Raw genomic sequence first — 14,312 nt, 5'->3', positions numbered from 1 at the left:
CCGCGCCTAACATTAAGCCGGCAGCATAGTCAATATGGTGAACATGCTGCTAAATTTTTATAAGATGGTCAGCAAGACGTAAATCGCTGAAGGATTTAGAGATGAGTGACCGATCCGAATGCCGAGATAATGGAGTCAATGCTCGACGTGTCCTGATTGGATCCCGGGCAGGAGTTCAGATAACTCCTTCGGGCATTCGGCGTTGCGTTCAAATCGACGTGTCCGTGCCTGTACTCGACGATCGACAGGAAATCTTCGATTGGCTTGTTGCAGCTCGAACCGCCGCCCCCACCAGTGGCTTCGCCCGCCATGCACAACAGCGAGGCGCACGCGTCTTTCGCGAAAGCGGGCGGTGGTACAACCCCAGCGGCAATCGAAACGAACAGGGCAATAGTGCGATGGAGTTTCATTTTCACAGTCCTCTCGAGTGGAATTACGCACGATTTGAATGCGCAAGCGCGTGCTTAAAGCATGCATTTAGAGCCGAGATAAATGCAAGCACCCCGATGGACGATAGAAGAAGCTGTAAGTGCTTCCCATGATCGAGAAATGCGAACAGGGCCGCGAAAAGCACGGCAATAGCAATTAGCTTCGTCAGTATGCGAAGCGGTTTGACGAATAACGCAAGCAAGGTGATCAGTATGTCAATCGATGTTAGCAAAGCGATACGACCGATCAACGCAGCACAGCGCCGTGCGATGTGGCACGTTGCTCTCAGTGCTTCCTGGGCGAATCCGGCGAAGGTTCGCGGAGCGCGCGAGCGCGTGGAAGCAGATCGTTTCGCTCTGGGTGCATCGAGTCGTATCACCTTGCCCATTTCAGTCCTCCGGATCGCGTACCTCAAAGTCGGTCAAGAGACGTCCCTGATCCAGGTAGTCCCTCAACCAATGCGGCCGCTTGCCGCGACCACTCCACGTGTTGAAGGGGTTGGCCGGGTCGCGATACCGCGCTGGCCCCTTTGGAGCTTTCTCTCCTCCGACCATTACGAACTGAATCTGTTCAGCCGGTGCGGTCGGATTGTTTGCAGTGCGTTTTTTCGGTTTGCTCTTGTCGCTTGACACAGCCTCGTTACTCACTAAGATAGACGTTAATCATTGAAAATGCAATTTCAAGGACTAACAATGAGCCGCGTCATTCTGCTCGCTGCGTTGTCTGCTGCCATGGTTGCCGTGGCAGGACAGGCTAATGCCTACGCCGGAACGTCGGCCGACGTGATGGAGATAGCGAAGCAGTGCGCGCCCAATGTCAGTCCTATCACTATGGGCTCCCTGGTTGCCCACGAATCGAGGAACAATCCGATCGCGATCAACGTGAACGGAAATTATCGCCTGTCTTCGCAGCCCGGCTCGGAAGCGGAAGCGATTCAGACAATCGCGACGTTGGAGGCAAACGGTGCGAACTTCGACGTCGGATACGGGCAGGTCAATTCAGCGAATTTTTTGAAGCTCGGCGTTAGCGGCAGCGACTTGCTAGATCCATGCGTCAACTTACGCGCTTCGGCGGCAGTCTTGACAGGGTGTTATTCACGCGCGGTGCAGACATATGGCGAAGGCCAGACGGCACTGCTGCACGCGCTTTCCTGCTACAACACGGGTTCGCAGTCGCGCGGCATCGCCAACGGATACGTCTCCAAGGTGGTTGCGCATGTGCGAGCCCTACAAATCCCTGCCCTGACGGATGACGCTGGCGGTGTGACGCGTGGAGCGCCATCCATTTCCAGTTCCACGCAGCAGGGCAAGGCAGCCGCCGAAAAGCTACCCGTGAAAGCCACCGCGGCGGCGATGCGGGATCCCCAGGATCTGGAAAACCAAGGCGCGTTCTCGCGAGACGACCCCGGTGCATTCGGCTCGGTGAAGCCGGAGCCCTAACTCATGCAAGTGTTCTTGATCCCGCAAAAGCAGATCGAGGAAGAAATCAGGCGCGGCCGACTACAGGCCGTCAAGATTCAGAGAGTGGCAACCAAACAGTGGTTTCCACTGTTTGAAGTGGGTGATGACGCCGCGAACGTCGTTGTCTGTTCGATTCGCGTTCAAGCGAAAGAAGAGGTGCGCTATTGGGCCGACCTCAGATTGCTAGTGGAATGGCTTCGCGAGCGATGCGGAGTCGAGAGTTGTGTGTTGCTGCTGTCCGAATTTAACCCGAAACCCGGAGAACCTTGATGACACTCGTCGCTTCCCGAAAAATCGGTCGTCCCGCCGCTACCTTCCGTTCTATCACCGACCACCTTTATCGCTCCCGGCGCGTCCTGCTTTTTGCATGGACGCTTGCCATCACTTCCTTCTTCTCGTCAGGTGCCTATGCTGCAGGCACCGACACTGGATCATCCGCCATGAGTTCGTTGCAGGCGTGGATGATGACCTGGATTCCCATCGGCGCGGCTTTGCTGATCATCGCGTGCGCGCTTGGCTGGATCGCGCATCTTGTTCGAGCTGACTTCGCCGTGCGCTGCGTGGTCGGACTGATTGTCGTGGGCTCTGCGTCTTATCTGGTCGCACTTTTCGGAATCAGCTAAGGCTTGCCGGTCGAGACCGAGAGCAAAGTTCTCGAACCCGGGTCGACGACGCCACGGCCATGGATCTCCCACCTGAGAGGTGCCACCAATGAAGACAGGCGAATTCCCCCTATTCAAGGGCGCAACGCGCCTACCGACCTATATGGGCATTCCGCGCACACCGTTTCTGCTTGTTTTCATGGTGTGCGGCGCGCTGTTCATGGTGATTCACTTCTGGACGTTCCTCCTCTTCGCATTTCTCTGGTTCGTTTGCTTCTGCATCACCAAGCACGATGACCGCATGTTTCGCGTGATCGGCCTGGCGTTCAAAACAAAGATCGTGAATCTCGTGGACTCGCCGTTTTCAAGTCGATGGGGCGGATCGAGCTATGCCCCGGTGAGCTACAAGGAGAAGATGTAATGGCCGTCTTCATGCGTCGATTGCAAGCCGATGCCGGGTACAGGAAGGAACCGTCGGCGGTGAAATTCTTGCCGTACTCCTATCATGTCACCGACTCGATCTTGAGCACCGTCTCGAACGAATACCTAATGACGTTCCGCATTCGGGGACGCTCGCACGAGTGCGCGTCCGACGCGGAGCACATTAACTGGCGTCGCGACTTGAATCAGCTGTTCAAGACGGTGGGCAATGAACACGTCCGGTTCTGGACGCATTTGCATCATCACCAGACCGATCGCTATCCAGAGACCGATTTCGATGCGACATTCCCTCGCGAGCTTGACCGCAAGTATCGACAACGCTTTGAAGATGTTCCGTTGATGACAAACGATTGGTACCTAACGGTCGTATACAACCCCGTCGGAGATCTCACACAAAAGTTTCTGGCTCGGTTCGAACGCCCGACGCGCGAAGACCTGCTGGAGATCCAGGCAGAGGCAATCGCAAGCCTCGAAGACATAGCGTCGCAGATTACGGGAGCGATGCGCACTTACGGCATTGAAGCGCTCGGCATCTACTATCGCGATGCCAGAGGGAATCGCATCGAGGACCGAGAAGCGACGGAGACTGAGGACGCGCCAGATCCGGACGACATTCTCAGTTACAGCATAGATCCTTCAAGCGCGCCCGCTTCCACGTTGCAACTTGTCGCTTCGGCAGAACGTCAGTTCGCATTCTCGAGCGCGCTGGAGTTTTTCTCCTTTTTGGCTAATGACGAATGGCAACCGGTTCCGGTCACGCGGGACCGAGCACGAGAGTCGATGCTCTACAACCGCATCGTAAGTTCGGTGTTCGGTGACGTGATGCAAAGCCGCCGAATAGATTCCGACAAATATGTCGCGGGCGTAGAGATCGTGGACTTTCCGGAGGCGACCGAGCCGGGGCAGCTCAACGTTCTGATGGAGGCGGACTTCGAGTTCGTGCTGTCGCAGCAGTATTGCTGCATGTCGAGCATTGCGGCGAGTGTGTTCCTGTCGAACCAAGAAAAGGCGATGCTCGAAACGAAGGACAAGAGCCGGTCTCAAATCGCTCAGATGGCCGATGCCGCAGACGATGTTGTCTCGCGTCGTGTGACAATGGGGTGGTACTACGGTTGTCTGCATGTCACTGCCGATACGCCGAAGGAGGCGCAACGGCGGGCGCGCTCCGCGCGAGTGATGCTGAACTCGTGCTCGGTCGTCGCAGGATCAATTGGCCTCGCTTCGGACGCAGCATGGTGGTCCCGGCTGCCGGCCAATCACGCGCTGGCGCCGCGCCCCGTGCCAATCAACAGCATGAATTTCCTGTCGTTCTCGCCGTTCCACAATTTCATGGTTGGAAAGCCAGACGGTAATCCGTGGGGTCCCGCCGCCGCATTGTTCAAGACCGTCACGGGCACGCCACTATTCTTCAATTGGCACTCGTCGCCACTCAGCGAAAGCTCTCTCGGCAAACGTCCACCCGGCCACGCGATCATGCTGGGCAAGACCGGCTCGGGAAAGACTACCTTGCTGAGCGCGCTCTTGTCTTTCTCGACGAAGTTTCGGCCTCGCCAATTTGTCTATGACGTGGGGCAAGGCATGTATCCCTTGGTTGCGGCCCTTGGCGGACTGTACACCGTGCTGCGAGACGGTCACCCCACAGGATGGCAACCGGCGCAGCTTGCAGCGACCGAAGCAAACATCAGACTGGTCAAGCGGCTTATCAGGTTGTGCGCCGAAACCTCGTTGGAAAGCCCAATTACCCATGATGAGGTGAAACAAGTCAACGAGGCGGTCGATGCGGTCATGGGGTCGAGTTCTCTCCTGCCACCGGAGACTCGCACCTTCACTGCTATCGTGCAACATCTTCCGCGACCCTATCAGATAGGTGCAGGCGAGCGGCCGTCCCTCGCGTCGCTGCTCGAGCCGTGGTGCCGTGGGGGAGAGCACGGGTGGCTGTTTGATAACGATGCTGACGAGCTGGATTTGAGCCGGCGCGACGTGTTCGGATTCGACCTCACTGATTTCATCGTCGGACCAGGGCAAAAGGCGCCCGTCGCTCGCACGCCACTGTTGGTGTACCTGCTGTATCGGGTGCGCTCTTCGATCGACGGAACGCGCCGCGTCATGCAAACGTTTGACGAGTTCGCGCAGTATCTCGACGATCCGACCATCACGCTCGAAGTGAAGCGTGGACTCAAGACTGATCGAAAAAAGGACTGCATTTACGTATTCGCCACCCAAGAGGCGAACGATGCGCTCGACAGCGCAATCGGCAAGACGATCACTCAGGCGTGCGTGACCAAAGTGATGCTTTACAACCCCGAGGCGACTCCCTCGGACTACCTTGAGTATCTCAAGCTCACGCCCGCAGAACTGGACGCGATGCTGTCGATCCCCGAGGACAGTCGGCAATTTCTCGTCAAGCAAGGCAACCAGTCGGCAGTCGCTGTCATGGATCTCGCTGGCATGGACGACGAAATTGCGGTTCTTTCTGGGACACCGGACAACGCTGAGCGACTCGATCAAGTGATCGATCGACTCGGTTCGCACGATCCCGATGCGTGGTTGCCGGCGTATTTCGACGCGGTTCGCCGTAAGGCGTAAAGGAGATGGTTGATGAATCGCTCTCTATCTAATATCGCGTTCGCCTTGACGGCGATCTTCGTGCCGATGACAGCGCAAGCCCAGGTCATCGTAGAAGATCCAATGGCCATCGTGCAGCTCGTCAATCAAGTGACAACACTGAAAAGCCAGCTCGACCAACAGGTCGCCCAATATCGGGCGCTTACCGGTAGTACCGGTCTAGGGAATCTTGTGCCGGGCGATGCTTCGCTTTTGCGCACGAACCTTCCCTCGAACTGGTCTCAGGTTTATGGCGATGCGCTTAGTGGAGGTAGCTCGGGCTACAACACTCGCACAACACAGATTCTGAACGCCGCTAGATCCAAGATAGATGGTATGGGGCGCGGTGACGCGCTTGACTATGCGAACAGCCAAGTCGAATCAAAAGGTGCAACCGATAGAGCAATGGGAGAACAGGCCTACAACAATGAGATGGCTGAGCTCAGCAATATCCAATCGATGACGAATCAGATCGACGCGACCAGCACGCCGAAGCAGATCGCAGATCTCCAGGCGCGCATTTCGACGGCACGGGGCGCGATCGAAGCCGAGCAGACCAAGCTGAACCTCATGTCGTCGTTGCAAAGATCGCAGGACAAGATTCTGCAGCAGCAACAAATCCAGGCGGCCCGACGGTACGGGATTGGGACCGCCTCGGATGGAAACACCACGCCGAACCTCACACCTTGATCGACAACCGGACCTGACTTCCATGAACAATGCAGTCGTTGTACTTGCCTCGCTTTTGATTCTTTCGGCCTGCGGCAAGGACGCCGATCATCCATCGCAGACAAAAGATTGGTACATGCAACACGACGCCGAGCGTCATGCAAGAGTGGCTGCATGCAAGAACGACGCAGCACAGAAAGTAATGCCCGATTGTCAGAATGCTCTTGACGCGCAGGCTCAGATCACCGCATTTGGAAAATAGGAGAAGTCGGATGGCCGCCTACAATGCAACGTCGCAAATCTTCACTTACATGGATACAGTGGTATCCCAGTTCGTGGCAACGAATCTCTCTAATGTGATCAGCTTTGCGGCTCCGATCGTAGCGCTGGGCCTAACGATGGCTTTGATGATCGAAGGATTGTTTCTCATCGGACGGCCGAACGGTGAGCCTTTAAGTTCGCTCGTCAATAGGTTCGTCAGATATGCGATCGTCATCGGGATAGCAAGCGCCGGCGGGTGGTATCAGACCAAGCTCGCAAACGTGGCGATGCATATTCCTGATGAGTTAGCCTCAGTGTTTGTCTTGGACGGTCAATCCGGCGCTCATGCGCAAACTACGATCTCCAGCTCGATCGATCAAGCGATGGACAACGGATTGAATGTGGCCCGGAAGGCGTTCGAGGGAGCAGGGGTTATGAGCGGTCCCAGCCTCGCCAACTTGATACTCGGTGTGACGGTCCTATTTGTCACCGCGATCATGTGTGGGATTGGAGCCGGCCTTATCCTGATGTCCAAAGTGATGCTTGGTATTACGATTTGCTTCGGGCCGATCTTTATCTTTTTGCTTCTCTTCGAAAGCACTAAATCGCTGTTCACGCGATGGATGGGATCAGTCGTCAACTATGGTTTGGTAACCGTGCTTTTCTCCGCAGTATTCGGATTGTTGCTTTACTTCTTCAAAGCCGCAATAAGTGCTGCGTCTGCAGATAACCCCGATGCACCTATCATGGTTTCCATCGTCACATGCGTCCTTCTGTTGGTCATTACGTGGTTTGTGCTGAAAGAGATCCCGCATATGGCTTCGTCTTGGGGGCAGGGTGTATCGGCAGACATCTTTCGGCATACACGCCAAAGTAAAGATGGACTTGGCGCCGGCAGAGGCGCTAGTCGCGGAGGCAGTGCCGTTGCGTCAGGTCAATCCGGCAACGGCGGCGCTGGCTCCTCTAACTCGGCCGCAACTCCGTCGACAGCATCCTCAGCAACCCAATCTGCTACTAACGGTCTAGCCCACGGTTCTCGGCGATCCGCCTAGCCGACTACGTTCTTATCCAGTAAATCATTGAAATTGTAATTTCAATGATTTACTATGGTTTTGCAAGATAACCACCAAGAGCGCGACTATGAAGCCACTCGCATATTCTCTATTTTTTGTACTCCTAACGCTATGCGGTTGCGCGAGTAAGCCGAAGCCGCCGCCCGAGCCCGATATGACCCATCTTGTTCCGGTCAATAAGGCGACGCCTACTGAACTCGAAGGCAAGGTAATTCTTCCGCCTAAAACGGCGGTTCAGCAATGGAAGGCCGGGGACTCGAACTGATGAAAGCCGCAGATCAAAAAATTACGCGTGCCGAACGTAAGGCGATCACCCGCGCTGACATGGACATTTATCGAAACGAGCGCGGAAGTGTAGAGATCGATCTGCTCGACGAAGTTTTGATGTCGCGTAAGCGTGCCTGGCAAGTCGCGTCCGGCTTCGCGGCATTTGCGCTGATGGCGTGGATTGTGGCCGGCGGGACCATGCTTCGCTACGCGCAACCGTTGCCGCAATACCTGCTGACGCTGAACAAATCGACCGGTGAGCTGTCGCAGGTGTCGATCGTCACGCAGAACATGGGAATCGATGAAGCAACAGATCAATATTGGGTATCGCAGTTTGTGATTCATCGCGAAGCCTACGACTTCTATGCGGGGCAAACCGATTTCGACTTCATGCGACTCACAGCCGCGGGTCAGGTTGCCGACGACTATATGCAGCAATATCGCGGTTCCAAACCTAAGGACAAGGTGCTCGGCGACTCAGAGAGCACGTCGGTGCATATCAACTCCGTGATCGTCGACACTAAACATCGTGTCGCTACGGTTCGGTACACGACGACGAAGCGTGTACGCGATCGGCCACTCGCTGAGCCGCCGCAATATTGGATCGCGACGCTGGCCTATGACTACGTGCATCGTCCGATGACCGCTGCAGAACGATTTATCAACCCGGCCGGTTTTCAGGTCACCAGTTTCAGACCGAATCTGGAGAATCCCGCCAACGTAGGAAGAGTAGGGGGCTGATGATGTTTCGATACGCGTTGACTGCCCTTACGTCTGCTGCTGTGCTCGCATCTTCGTCGACCTTTGCAGTCGCACCGAAGAAAAACTCACCCGACGACTATCGCATCAAGTCCGTGGTCTACAACGCTCAGGATACGGTTCAATTAAATGCCGTGCTTGGCCTGCAAATTCATATCACGGTCGGGCGCGATGAGACGTACGTGACGCATGCATTTGGCGACACGAAGGCATGGCAGTTCACTCACAGCGGCAATAACTTCTTTGTGCGCCCCACGGCGGATCTCAGCGATACCAATCTGACCATCATCACCGACAAGCGCACTTACAACATCCTGCTCCATTTCATCGGCCATGCGTCGAGGAAGGGCGCAGACGGGCAACCCGTTCAGGCGTTCATCAACAACCCGTGGTCCATGAAGCAGGCGACCATCGAATTGAATTACCTGTATCCCGATCAGGAGCTTGCGAAAGCGAAAGCAGCAGTCGCACGGGCCGAACGATCAAAGGCTATGAACCGGGATGACCCGAATGCAACCTACAACGTCGACTATCAGATGTCTGCCGATCCTGCGTCGTCGTCGATCGCGCCAGTGAACACATGGGACAACTTTCGGTTCACCTACTTCAAATTTCCTGCTAACGCTGAGCTTCCCGAGATCTTCGTCATGAGTTCGGATGGCAAAGAAAGCACCGTCAACACGCACGTTGAAGGTGTCGACCACAACATCATTGTCGCTGAGACCACCGCCAAGCAATGGCGCGTGCGCTACGGGCAGCAGAAGGTAGTTGGCGTCGTCAACGGCGGATTTAATCCGGCGCGCGGAGCTGCCCCCAGCGGGACGACCGTGCCGGGCTACACGCGGACCATGAAAGGGGAGAGCGAATGAGCCGGCGAGAGCAAAACATTGACGAGCTCGTCGATCCGAGCGAACAGATTGATGGCGGTCGGGAGTCCTTCAGCCGGGCTGTATCGCCGCGGAATCGCGTACAGGGCATGCGTGCGTTCGTTGCGCTGATGGTCATCATCGGGATCGTCCTTGTCGGCTGGATCATTTTCCGAAAACTGCATCCTTCTCCAACACCGGATGCTCAGGGGAAGCAGCAGAATTCCGGCATGCTGCCGCAGTACAGCTTCTCGACCGATCCGAGCGGTGCTGCCACGGCGCCCGTAGCCGCGAGTCCAGCCGCCGCATCCGACCCACTGCCGCAGCATTCACTACCGGCGCGTCAGACAGGTGCCAAGCGCGAGTTGACGCCAGAAGAAAAGGCGTATCAGCGTCGTCTTGATGCGAACGCTGCCGGAGTTCAGGACGCTCCACAAAGCACAGGAAGCCCACTGCAAAAGACGTCGGCGGGAACGGGCTCCACTCCTGTAAGCGCCGACAGCTCAGCCCTCGCATCAAAAATGAACGGGGTCACCATTGGACGAGTCATGGCGAGCACCTTCGAGCACCCGAGCATGACCGTGCCGGCAGGCACGATGATCCAGTGCGGGACTGCGACCGAACTGGATACAACCGTTCCCGGACAGATCAAGTGCCATGTCAGTCAGGATGTGTATTCCTTCAACCACAAAGTGCGTTTGATCGACAAAGGTGCGACCGTCGTTGGGGAGGCGAGCGGCGGGATCAAGAGCGGGCAAGCGCGTGTGTTCGCATTGTGGACCCGCCTTGTGAATCCAGACGGAGCAGTGATCAATCTGAATAGTCCCGGCACCAACGCCCTCGGTAGCGCTGGCATTCCTGGGCAGGTCGACTCGCATTTTTGGGAGCGATTCGGTCCAGCAATTCTGATATCGGTGATCTCGGATTTTGGCAACGCAGGCGTTCAGTACGCAGCGAACAAAGCCAGCAACGGCGGCACGAACCTCAACTTCGACAACACCTCGCAGACATCAGACTCTCTCGCGCGAGAAGCGCTTGCCGCGACGATCAACATCCCGCCAACGCTGTACGACCAGCAGGGCGATCACGTTGCCATCTTCGTGCGTCAAGACCTCGATTTCAGCAACGTGTACGAGTTGAACAGTGATGCCACTCCATAAAGCACAGTCCTTTATTGCCTCGGACCATGCGGTAAACATGACGTTGGCCCCGCTGCTCGCTTATCTTGAGGACCCAGCGGTTTTCGAAGTTCGGATCAACAGATTCGGGCAGGTCGTCGCTGCTCGGACGGACGGCCGTGAAATCCTCCAGGAGCCGGCAATCACCCCTGCGTACGTCAACAATCTGACGAACACGCTTCTTTCATACAACGGCTTGGGTCCCTCACCGATCATGGACGTGATGTTGCCCAACGGCACCCGCGGCGTGATCGTGCGGCCGCCAGCTGTGCTTGAGGGTACCGTGCTGATTTGCTTCCGAAAGCACCTTCAGCTTCGAAAGGGGCTTGAAGAGCTGCAAGACGAAGGTCGCTTTTCGAATGCAAGACGACGCACCATCGAGGACATGCTGAAGCTTGATGCCGTTGAAGAAAAGCTGCTTGCGCTCCTTGATCGTCGAGATGTTGTCGGCTTTATGCGTGAGGCGGTTCGAAACCGGAAAAACATCTGCGTCTCAGGCAAGACCGGATCCGGGAAATCGACGCTCACTCGGACGCTGCTGGCCGAAGTTGCTTCGACCGAGCGCGTGCTGTTGTTAGAAGACGTGCACGAGGTCGAGGCCGATAACCAGTACGAGGTCGGTTACATGATGTATGGCAAACAAGAGGGAAGGGTGTCCGCCAAAGAATGCCTCACGGCCGCAATGAGACTTTCGCCAGATCGCATTTTTTTGACTGAGTTGCGTGACGATGCGGCATGGGATTACTTGACGGGCGCGAACACCGGGCATCCGGGGGGCATTTTCTCGACGCATGCTGACAACGCCGCGACCACATTTGCGCGAATCGCAACATTGGTAAAGGCTTCGGACGTCGGGCGGACCGTTGATTACGACGTCATTCTTAAGACCGTGATCACCACAGTCGACATCGTCATCTACATGGCGGATCGGGAAGTGAAAGAGATCTACTATGACCCGCTGTATCGAAGGCGCCAATTGGTAGGTTAGTGAAGAGAGCAGTCGCGAAGAGGCGCAGCTTCTGGTGCTTGGCATCACGCGATGCTGTCGCCTTTAAACGCAAGTTGGGATGAACGAACCCTAAGGGATTCGAATAATTAACGCAGTGGTCCGCGCGACGCGCAGGAGTGTGTAGATGCTGACATGGCTAGACTATTTGAGTCGAAGGTTCATGGAAATTCCTGGTGAAACGTTTCACCAAGGTGATCCACGTAAGGCTTTAGCCCATACCATCGCTATGACATTTGCCGAAGGCAATGGTATCGGCGAATGCGACGACAAAATGGATAATCTCTTTCTGTCGATGCTGGCGCCTTTCGCTGCGCCATATATTGGGAGCGGAGCTGTACTCAGGTTTATAGACGGCACGCCGTTCGAGCGTCCACTGGGAATCGTTCTGACTAGGAAAACGGCTGAACTCTTAACTGCGACGAAAAACCCTGCGATCCGCGATGAAATGTGGCGCGAGCGCCTTGGCAGTCGACGCGCTATTTATATCGATATCCCGCACGGTGCGTTCATTTTTCGGAACGAGGCAGGCGAACGTGTTCAACTAAGGGCGATTCTAGCGGCTCCTTTCTTACCTACTGACCACCCCGGCTACACACAGTTCTTTGTGCAGGTCACGGCTGTTGGTAGCGAAAATGGCCGCGGCCGTTTTATTGGGATTCTTCACCCTACGGGAAAAATATCCTTTTTGGGCTATGACAACGGACAGCCGATGTGTGAGCCCGGATTGTTTTCGGATTCCGATACAAGTATGCGAAAAGGTGTCTTGTGTTTTTCGGGAACATTTTTACGGATGGTACTTTGCTATTACCTGTTTGCGCCCCGCGAAACTCGTAAAGACGTCACCGTGACTGCATCGAAACGGCTAAAGAAGGGCAAGCCAAGAAGTGGGCAAAGTTTATTTGCAATGACAAGGCTCCATCCGACCGAAAAAGTCGGTCGAACTAGTAGCAGCGCTCATGGCAGTTGGTCGTTGTCTGAACGTCAGGAAGTCGCGGGGCACTTCAAGTTGCAGGCATATGGCCCCGACCATTCGCTACGCCGAATGATTTGGGTATCAGACTACGAGCGAGGGCCCGAAGATGCGCCGTTGAGGCCAAAGGGTGTGCGGATTTGATTGGAGTCGATATGAAGGAAAAATTCTACACACTTTTCTTTCGATATGGACTACGAATAAAAAGCGTTAATGTTACTTATGTAAAGTCGTTGAGCGAGTCGCACGGGTAGCGCTCGGTTCAGTCAGGATCGGCTCCGCAGCGAGACCGAAGGCGGTTCGCCAAATGCCAGCTTTTACTGCGTGCATCACTCTGGAAGTGATCACGACCCGAAGGCCTCAGCCAGCTCGCCGCTAAAAGTGGACGTCCAGCCTCACATACTTGCTAAACTTGTTCATGACCTGCCCCCTCAATGCGGCTCTGAGCCGCGGTGTAGCCCACCTCAAGCTTAATCCGCGTAACCTTGAGGTGCGGCAGGTCCATACATGATGTCTAGCAGGCTGTTGAAATACCCTTTGCGCGGTCATCCGTGCGTAAGGGAGAGACGTTGATTTAAAGAATTCGACGACACAGAGACAGAAGCGATGCGCGGCCCCGACAGCTACACTGAATCGATGTTCACGATGTCCAGACTGGACGATTTCGTTCCGGCCAATCATCCGCTGCGACCGATTCGCCTGTGGCTGAACGAGGCGCTCAGGCGCATGGACGAGGTGTTTTCGCGCATGTACGAGAGCGAGGCCAAGGGCGGTCGCCCGAGCATCGCGCCGGAGAAACTGATACGCGCGCTGTTGTTGCAGGTGTTGTATTCGATTCGCAGCGAACGCATGCTGATGGAGCAAATCTCCTACAACATGCTGTTTCGATGGTTCGTCGGACTGGCGATGGATGATGCGGTCTGGGACCACTCTACCTTCAGCAAGAACCGCGACCGGCTGATGGTCCACGATGTCATGGTCAGCTTGTTCAACGAGACTGTCGAGACGGCGCGCGTGCAAGGTCACCTGTCGGGCGAGCACTTCAGCGTCGACGGCACGCTCATTCAGGCGTGGGCGGGACACAAGAGTTTCGTGCCCAAGACAAAGTCGGATGACGATTCGCCGCCTGAGGGCGGAGACGGCTCGCAGGAGAACTGGCGCGGCGAGAAACGCAGCAACGACACCCATGAATCCAGCACGGACAGTCAGGCGCGCTTGTTCCGCAAGAGTCGTGGCACGGGCGCGGTGCTTTGTTACATGGGTCACGTGCTGACCGATAATCGGCATGGTCTCGTGGTCAACGCACAGGTCACGCAGGCCAATGGCACGGCCGAACGGGATGCGGCCGCGCAGATGCTTGCGGATGCTGCGCAATTTGCCGGTACGACCATAACGGTCGGTGCTGACAAGAACTACGATACGGCGGGCTTCGTGGCGACGTGTCGCGAGAACAACGTGACACCGCACGTGGCGCAAAACGATGCACGCGCGGGCGGTTCCGCGATTGACGCTCGAACCACACGATGGCCAGGCTATGCAATCAGTCAGTGCAAACGCAAACGCATCGAGCAGGTGTTCGGATGGGCAAAGACCGTTGGCAGAATTCGGCAGGCGATGTATCGAGGTCTGAAGCGAGTCGACCAGCTCTTCGTGCTCACTCAGGCGGCGTACAACCTCACTCGCATGCGAACGCTTGCTGCTAAGGCAGCTTGAAAGAGTAAGCG

18 protein-coding genes are annotated in these 14,312 nt (G+C 56.0%); 15 read left to right on the top strand and 3 right to left on the bottom strand.

Features of this window, described 5'->3' with window-relative positions:
* Window positions 1-95: 95 nt before the first annotated feature.
* The 3 genes from LDZ28_RS30350 to LDZ28_RS30340 are packed head-to-tail and all read right to left on the bottom strand — an operon-like array spanning window position 96 to window position 983.
* Window positions 96-410, bottom strand: a complete 315-nt coding sequence (locus tag LDZ28_RS30350) for a TrbM/KikA/MpfK family conjugal transfer protein (protein ID WP_244832067.1) — start codon at window positions 408-410, stop codon at window positions 96-98.
* 23 nt (window positions 411-433) lie between these two features.
* A complete protein-coding gene (locus tag LDZ28_RS30345; protein WP_244832066.1) occupies window positions 434-817 on the bottom strand; it encodes a hypothetical protein in 384 nt (127 codons plus the stop codon).
* A gap of 1 nt (window position 818) precedes the next feature.
* Entirely contained in the window at window positions 819-983 is a 165-nt protein-coding gene (locus LDZ28_RS30340) for an H-NS family nucleoid-associated regulatory protein (protein ID WP_370652302.1), read from the bottom strand.
* Window positions 984-1,121: 138 nt separating this feature from the next.
* On the opposite strand from LDZ28_RS30340, the gene LDZ28_RS30335 reads away from it, so the two are divergent.
* The 15 genes from LDZ28_RS30335 (at window position 1,122) to LDZ28_RS30270 (ending at window position 14,301) form a co-directional block, all read left to right on the top strand.
* Window positions 1,122-1,868, top strand: a complete 747-nt coding sequence (locus LDZ28_RS30335; RefSeq protein ID WP_244832064.1) for a lytic transglycosylase domain-containing protein — start codon at window positions 1,122-1,124, stop codon at window positions 1,866-1,868.
* 3 nt (window positions 1,869-1,871) lie between these two features.
* Window positions 1,872-2,159, top strand: coding sequence for a KorA family transcriptional regulator (korA, locus tag LDZ28_RS30330; RefSeq protein ID WP_244832063.1), 288 nt, complete (start codon window positions 1,872-1,874; stop codon window positions 2,157-2,159).
* Window positions 2,159-2,512, top strand: coding sequence for a TrbC/VirB2 family protein (locus tag LDZ28_RS30325; protein WP_244832062.1), 354 nt, complete (start codon window positions 2,159-2,161; stop codon window positions 2,510-2,512). The genes korA and LDZ28_RS30325 overlap by 1 nt, the downstream gene beginning before the upstream one ends.
* A gap of 88 nt (window positions 2,513-2,600) precedes the next feature.
* Complete coding sequence (locus LDZ28_RS30320) at window positions 2,601-2,912, top strand: type IV secretion system protein VirB3 (protein ID WP_244832061.1); 312 nt, start codon at window positions 2,601-2,603, stop codon at window positions 2,910-2,912.
* Window positions 2,912-5,518 (top strand): conjugal transfer protein TraB, encoded by a 2,607-nt coding sequence (locus LDZ28_RS30315; protein ID WP_244832060.1) that lies wholly within the window; start codon window positions 2,912-2,914, stop codon window positions 5,516-5,518. Before LDZ28_RS30320 ends, LDZ28_RS30315 begins: the two co-directional genes overlap by 1 nt.
* A gap of 12 nt (window positions 5,519-5,530) precedes the next feature.
* Window positions 5,531-6,226 (top strand): type IV secretion system protein, encoded by a 696-nt coding sequence (locus LDZ28_RS30310; protein WP_244832059.1) that lies wholly within the window; start codon window positions 5,531-5,533, stop codon window positions 6,224-6,226.
* 22 nt (window positions 6,227-6,248) lie between these two features.
* Entirely contained in the window at window positions 6,249-6,467 is a 219-nt protein-coding gene (locus tag LDZ28_RS30305; protein ID WP_244832058.1) for an EexN family lipoprotein, read from the top strand.
* A 10-nt stretch (window positions 6,468-6,477) separates the two neighbouring features.
* Window positions 6,478-7,518 carry a type IV secretion system protein gene (locus LDZ28_RS30300; RefSeq protein ID WP_244832057.1) on the top strand — a complete coding sequence of 347 codons (1,041 nt, stop codon included), beginning with the start codon at window positions 6,478-6,480 and terminating at the stop codon, window positions 7,516-7,518.
* An 88-nt stretch (window positions 7,519-7,606) separates the two neighbouring features.
* Window positions 7,607-7,804, top strand: a complete 198-nt coding sequence (locus LDZ28_RS32930; RefSeq protein ID WP_370652300.1) for a hypothetical protein — start codon at window positions 7,607-7,609, stop codon at window positions 7,802-7,804.
* Entirely contained in the window at window positions 7,804-8,547 is a 744-nt protein-coding gene (locus tag LDZ28_RS30295) for a virB8 family protein (RefSeq protein WP_244832056.1), read from the top strand. Before LDZ28_RS32930 ends, LDZ28_RS30295 begins: the two co-directional genes overlap by 1 nt.
* Complete coding sequence (locus LDZ28_RS30290) at window positions 8,547-9,434, top strand: TrbG/VirB9 family P-type conjugative transfer protein (RefSeq protein WP_244832055.1); 888 nt, start codon at window positions 8,547-8,549, stop codon at window positions 9,432-9,434. The genes LDZ28_RS30295 and LDZ28_RS30290 overlap by 1 nt, the downstream gene beginning before the upstream one ends.
* Window positions 9,431-10,591, top strand: a complete 1,161-nt coding sequence (virB10, locus tag LDZ28_RS30285) for a type IV secretion system protein VirB10 (protein WP_244832054.1) — start codon at window positions 9,431-9,433, stop codon at window positions 10,589-10,591. Before LDZ28_RS30290 ends, virB10 begins: the two co-directional genes overlap by 4 nt.
* Complete coding sequence (locus tag LDZ28_RS30280) at window positions 10,578-11,597, top strand: ATPase, T2SS/T4P/T4SS family (protein ID WP_244832053.1); 1,020 nt, start codon at window positions 10,578-10,580, stop codon at window positions 11,595-11,597. The genes virB10 and LDZ28_RS30280 overlap by 14 nt, the downstream gene beginning before the upstream one ends.
* 145 nt (window positions 11,598-11,742) lie before the next feature.
* Complete coding sequence (locus tag LDZ28_RS30275; protein WP_244832052.1) at window positions 11,743-12,732, top strand: hypothetical protein; 990 nt, start codon at window positions 11,743-11,745, stop codon at window positions 12,730-12,732.
* 462 nt (window positions 12,733-13,194) lie between these two features.
* Window positions 13,195-14,301, top strand: coding sequence for an IS5 family transposase (locus LDZ28_RS30270; protein ID WP_244829659.1), 1,107 nt, complete (start codon window positions 13,195-13,197; stop codon window positions 14,299-14,301).
* Window positions 14,302-14,312: the final 11 nt, after the last annotated feature.

The organism is Caballeronia sp. TF1N1 (genome assembly GCF_022878925.1).
Classification (GTDB): Bacteria; Pseudomonadota; Gammaproteobacteria; order Burkholderiales; family Burkholderiaceae; genus Caballeronia.
Note: the sequence above shows the minus strand (reverse complement) of the source record. Positions and strands in the feature narration are given on the sequence as shown.

Coding starts and splice junctions, on each gene's coding strand:
- LDZ28_RS30325 (WP_244832062.1), top strand. CDS start 2,159: ATGACACTCGTCGCTTCCCGAAAAATCGGTCGTCCCGCCGCTACCTTC.
- LDZ28_RS30320 (WP_244832061.1), top strand. CDS start 2,601: ATGAAGACAGGCGAATTCCCCCTATTCAAGGGCGCAACGCGCCTACCG.
- virB10 (WP_244832054.1), top strand. CDS start 9,431: ATGAGCCGGCGAGAGCAAAACATTGACGAGCTCGTCGATCCGAGCGAA.
- LDZ28_RS30335 (WP_244832064.1), top strand. CDS start 1,122: ATGAGCCGCGTCATTCTGCTCGCTGCGTTGTCTGCTGCCATGGTTGCC.
- LDZ28_RS32930 (WP_370652300.1), top strand. CDS start 7,607: ATGAAGCCACTCGCATATTCTCTATTTTTTGTACTCCTAACGCTATGC.
- korA (WP_244832063.1), top strand. CDS start 1,872: ATGCAAGTGTTCTTGATCCCGCAAAAGCAGATCGAGGAAGAAATCAGG.
- LDZ28_RS30340 (WP_370652302.1), bottom strand. CDS start 983: ATGGTCGGAGGAGAGAAAGCTCCAAAGGGGCCAGCGCGGTATCGCGAC.
- LDZ28_RS30315 (WP_244832060.1), top strand. CDS start 2,912: ATGGCCGTCTTCATGCGTCGATTGCAAGCCGATGCCGGGTACAGGAAG.
- LDZ28_RS30345 (WP_244832066.1), bottom strand. CDS start 817: ATGGGCAAGGTGATACGACTCGATGCACCCAGAGCGAAACGATCTGCT.
- LDZ28_RS30305 (WP_244832058.1), top strand. CDS start 6,249: ATGAACAATGCAGTCGTTGTACTTGCCTCGCTTTTGATTCTTTCGGCC.
- LDZ28_RS30270 (WP_244829659.1), top strand. CDS start 13,195: ATGCGCGGCCCCGACAGCTACACTGAATCGATGTTCACGATGTCCAGA.
- LDZ28_RS30295 (WP_244832056.1), top strand. CDS start 7,804: ATGAAAGCCGCAGATCAAAAAATTACGCGTGCCGAACGTAAGGCGATC.
- LDZ28_RS30350 (WP_244832067.1), bottom strand. CDS start 410: ATGAAACTCCATCGCACTATTGCCCTGTTCGTTTCGATTGCCGCTGGG.
- LDZ28_RS30280 (WP_244832053.1), top strand. CDS start 10,578: ATGCCACTCCATAAAGCACAGTCCTTTATTGCCTCGGACCATGCGGTA.
- LDZ28_RS30310 (WP_244832059.1), top strand. CDS start 5,531: ATGAATCGCTCTCTATCTAATATCGCGTTCGCCTTGACGGCGATCTTC.
- LDZ28_RS30275 (WP_244832052.1), top strand. CDS start 11,743: ATGCTGACATGGCTAGACTATTTGAGTCGAAGGTTCATGGAAATTCCT.
- LDZ28_RS30290 (WP_244832055.1), top strand. CDS start 8,547: ATGATGTTTCGATACGCGTTGACTGCCCTTACGTCTGCTGCTGTGCTC.
- LDZ28_RS30300 (WP_244832057.1), top strand. CDS start 6,478: ATGGCCGCCTACAATGCAACGTCGCAAATCTTCACTTACATGGATACA.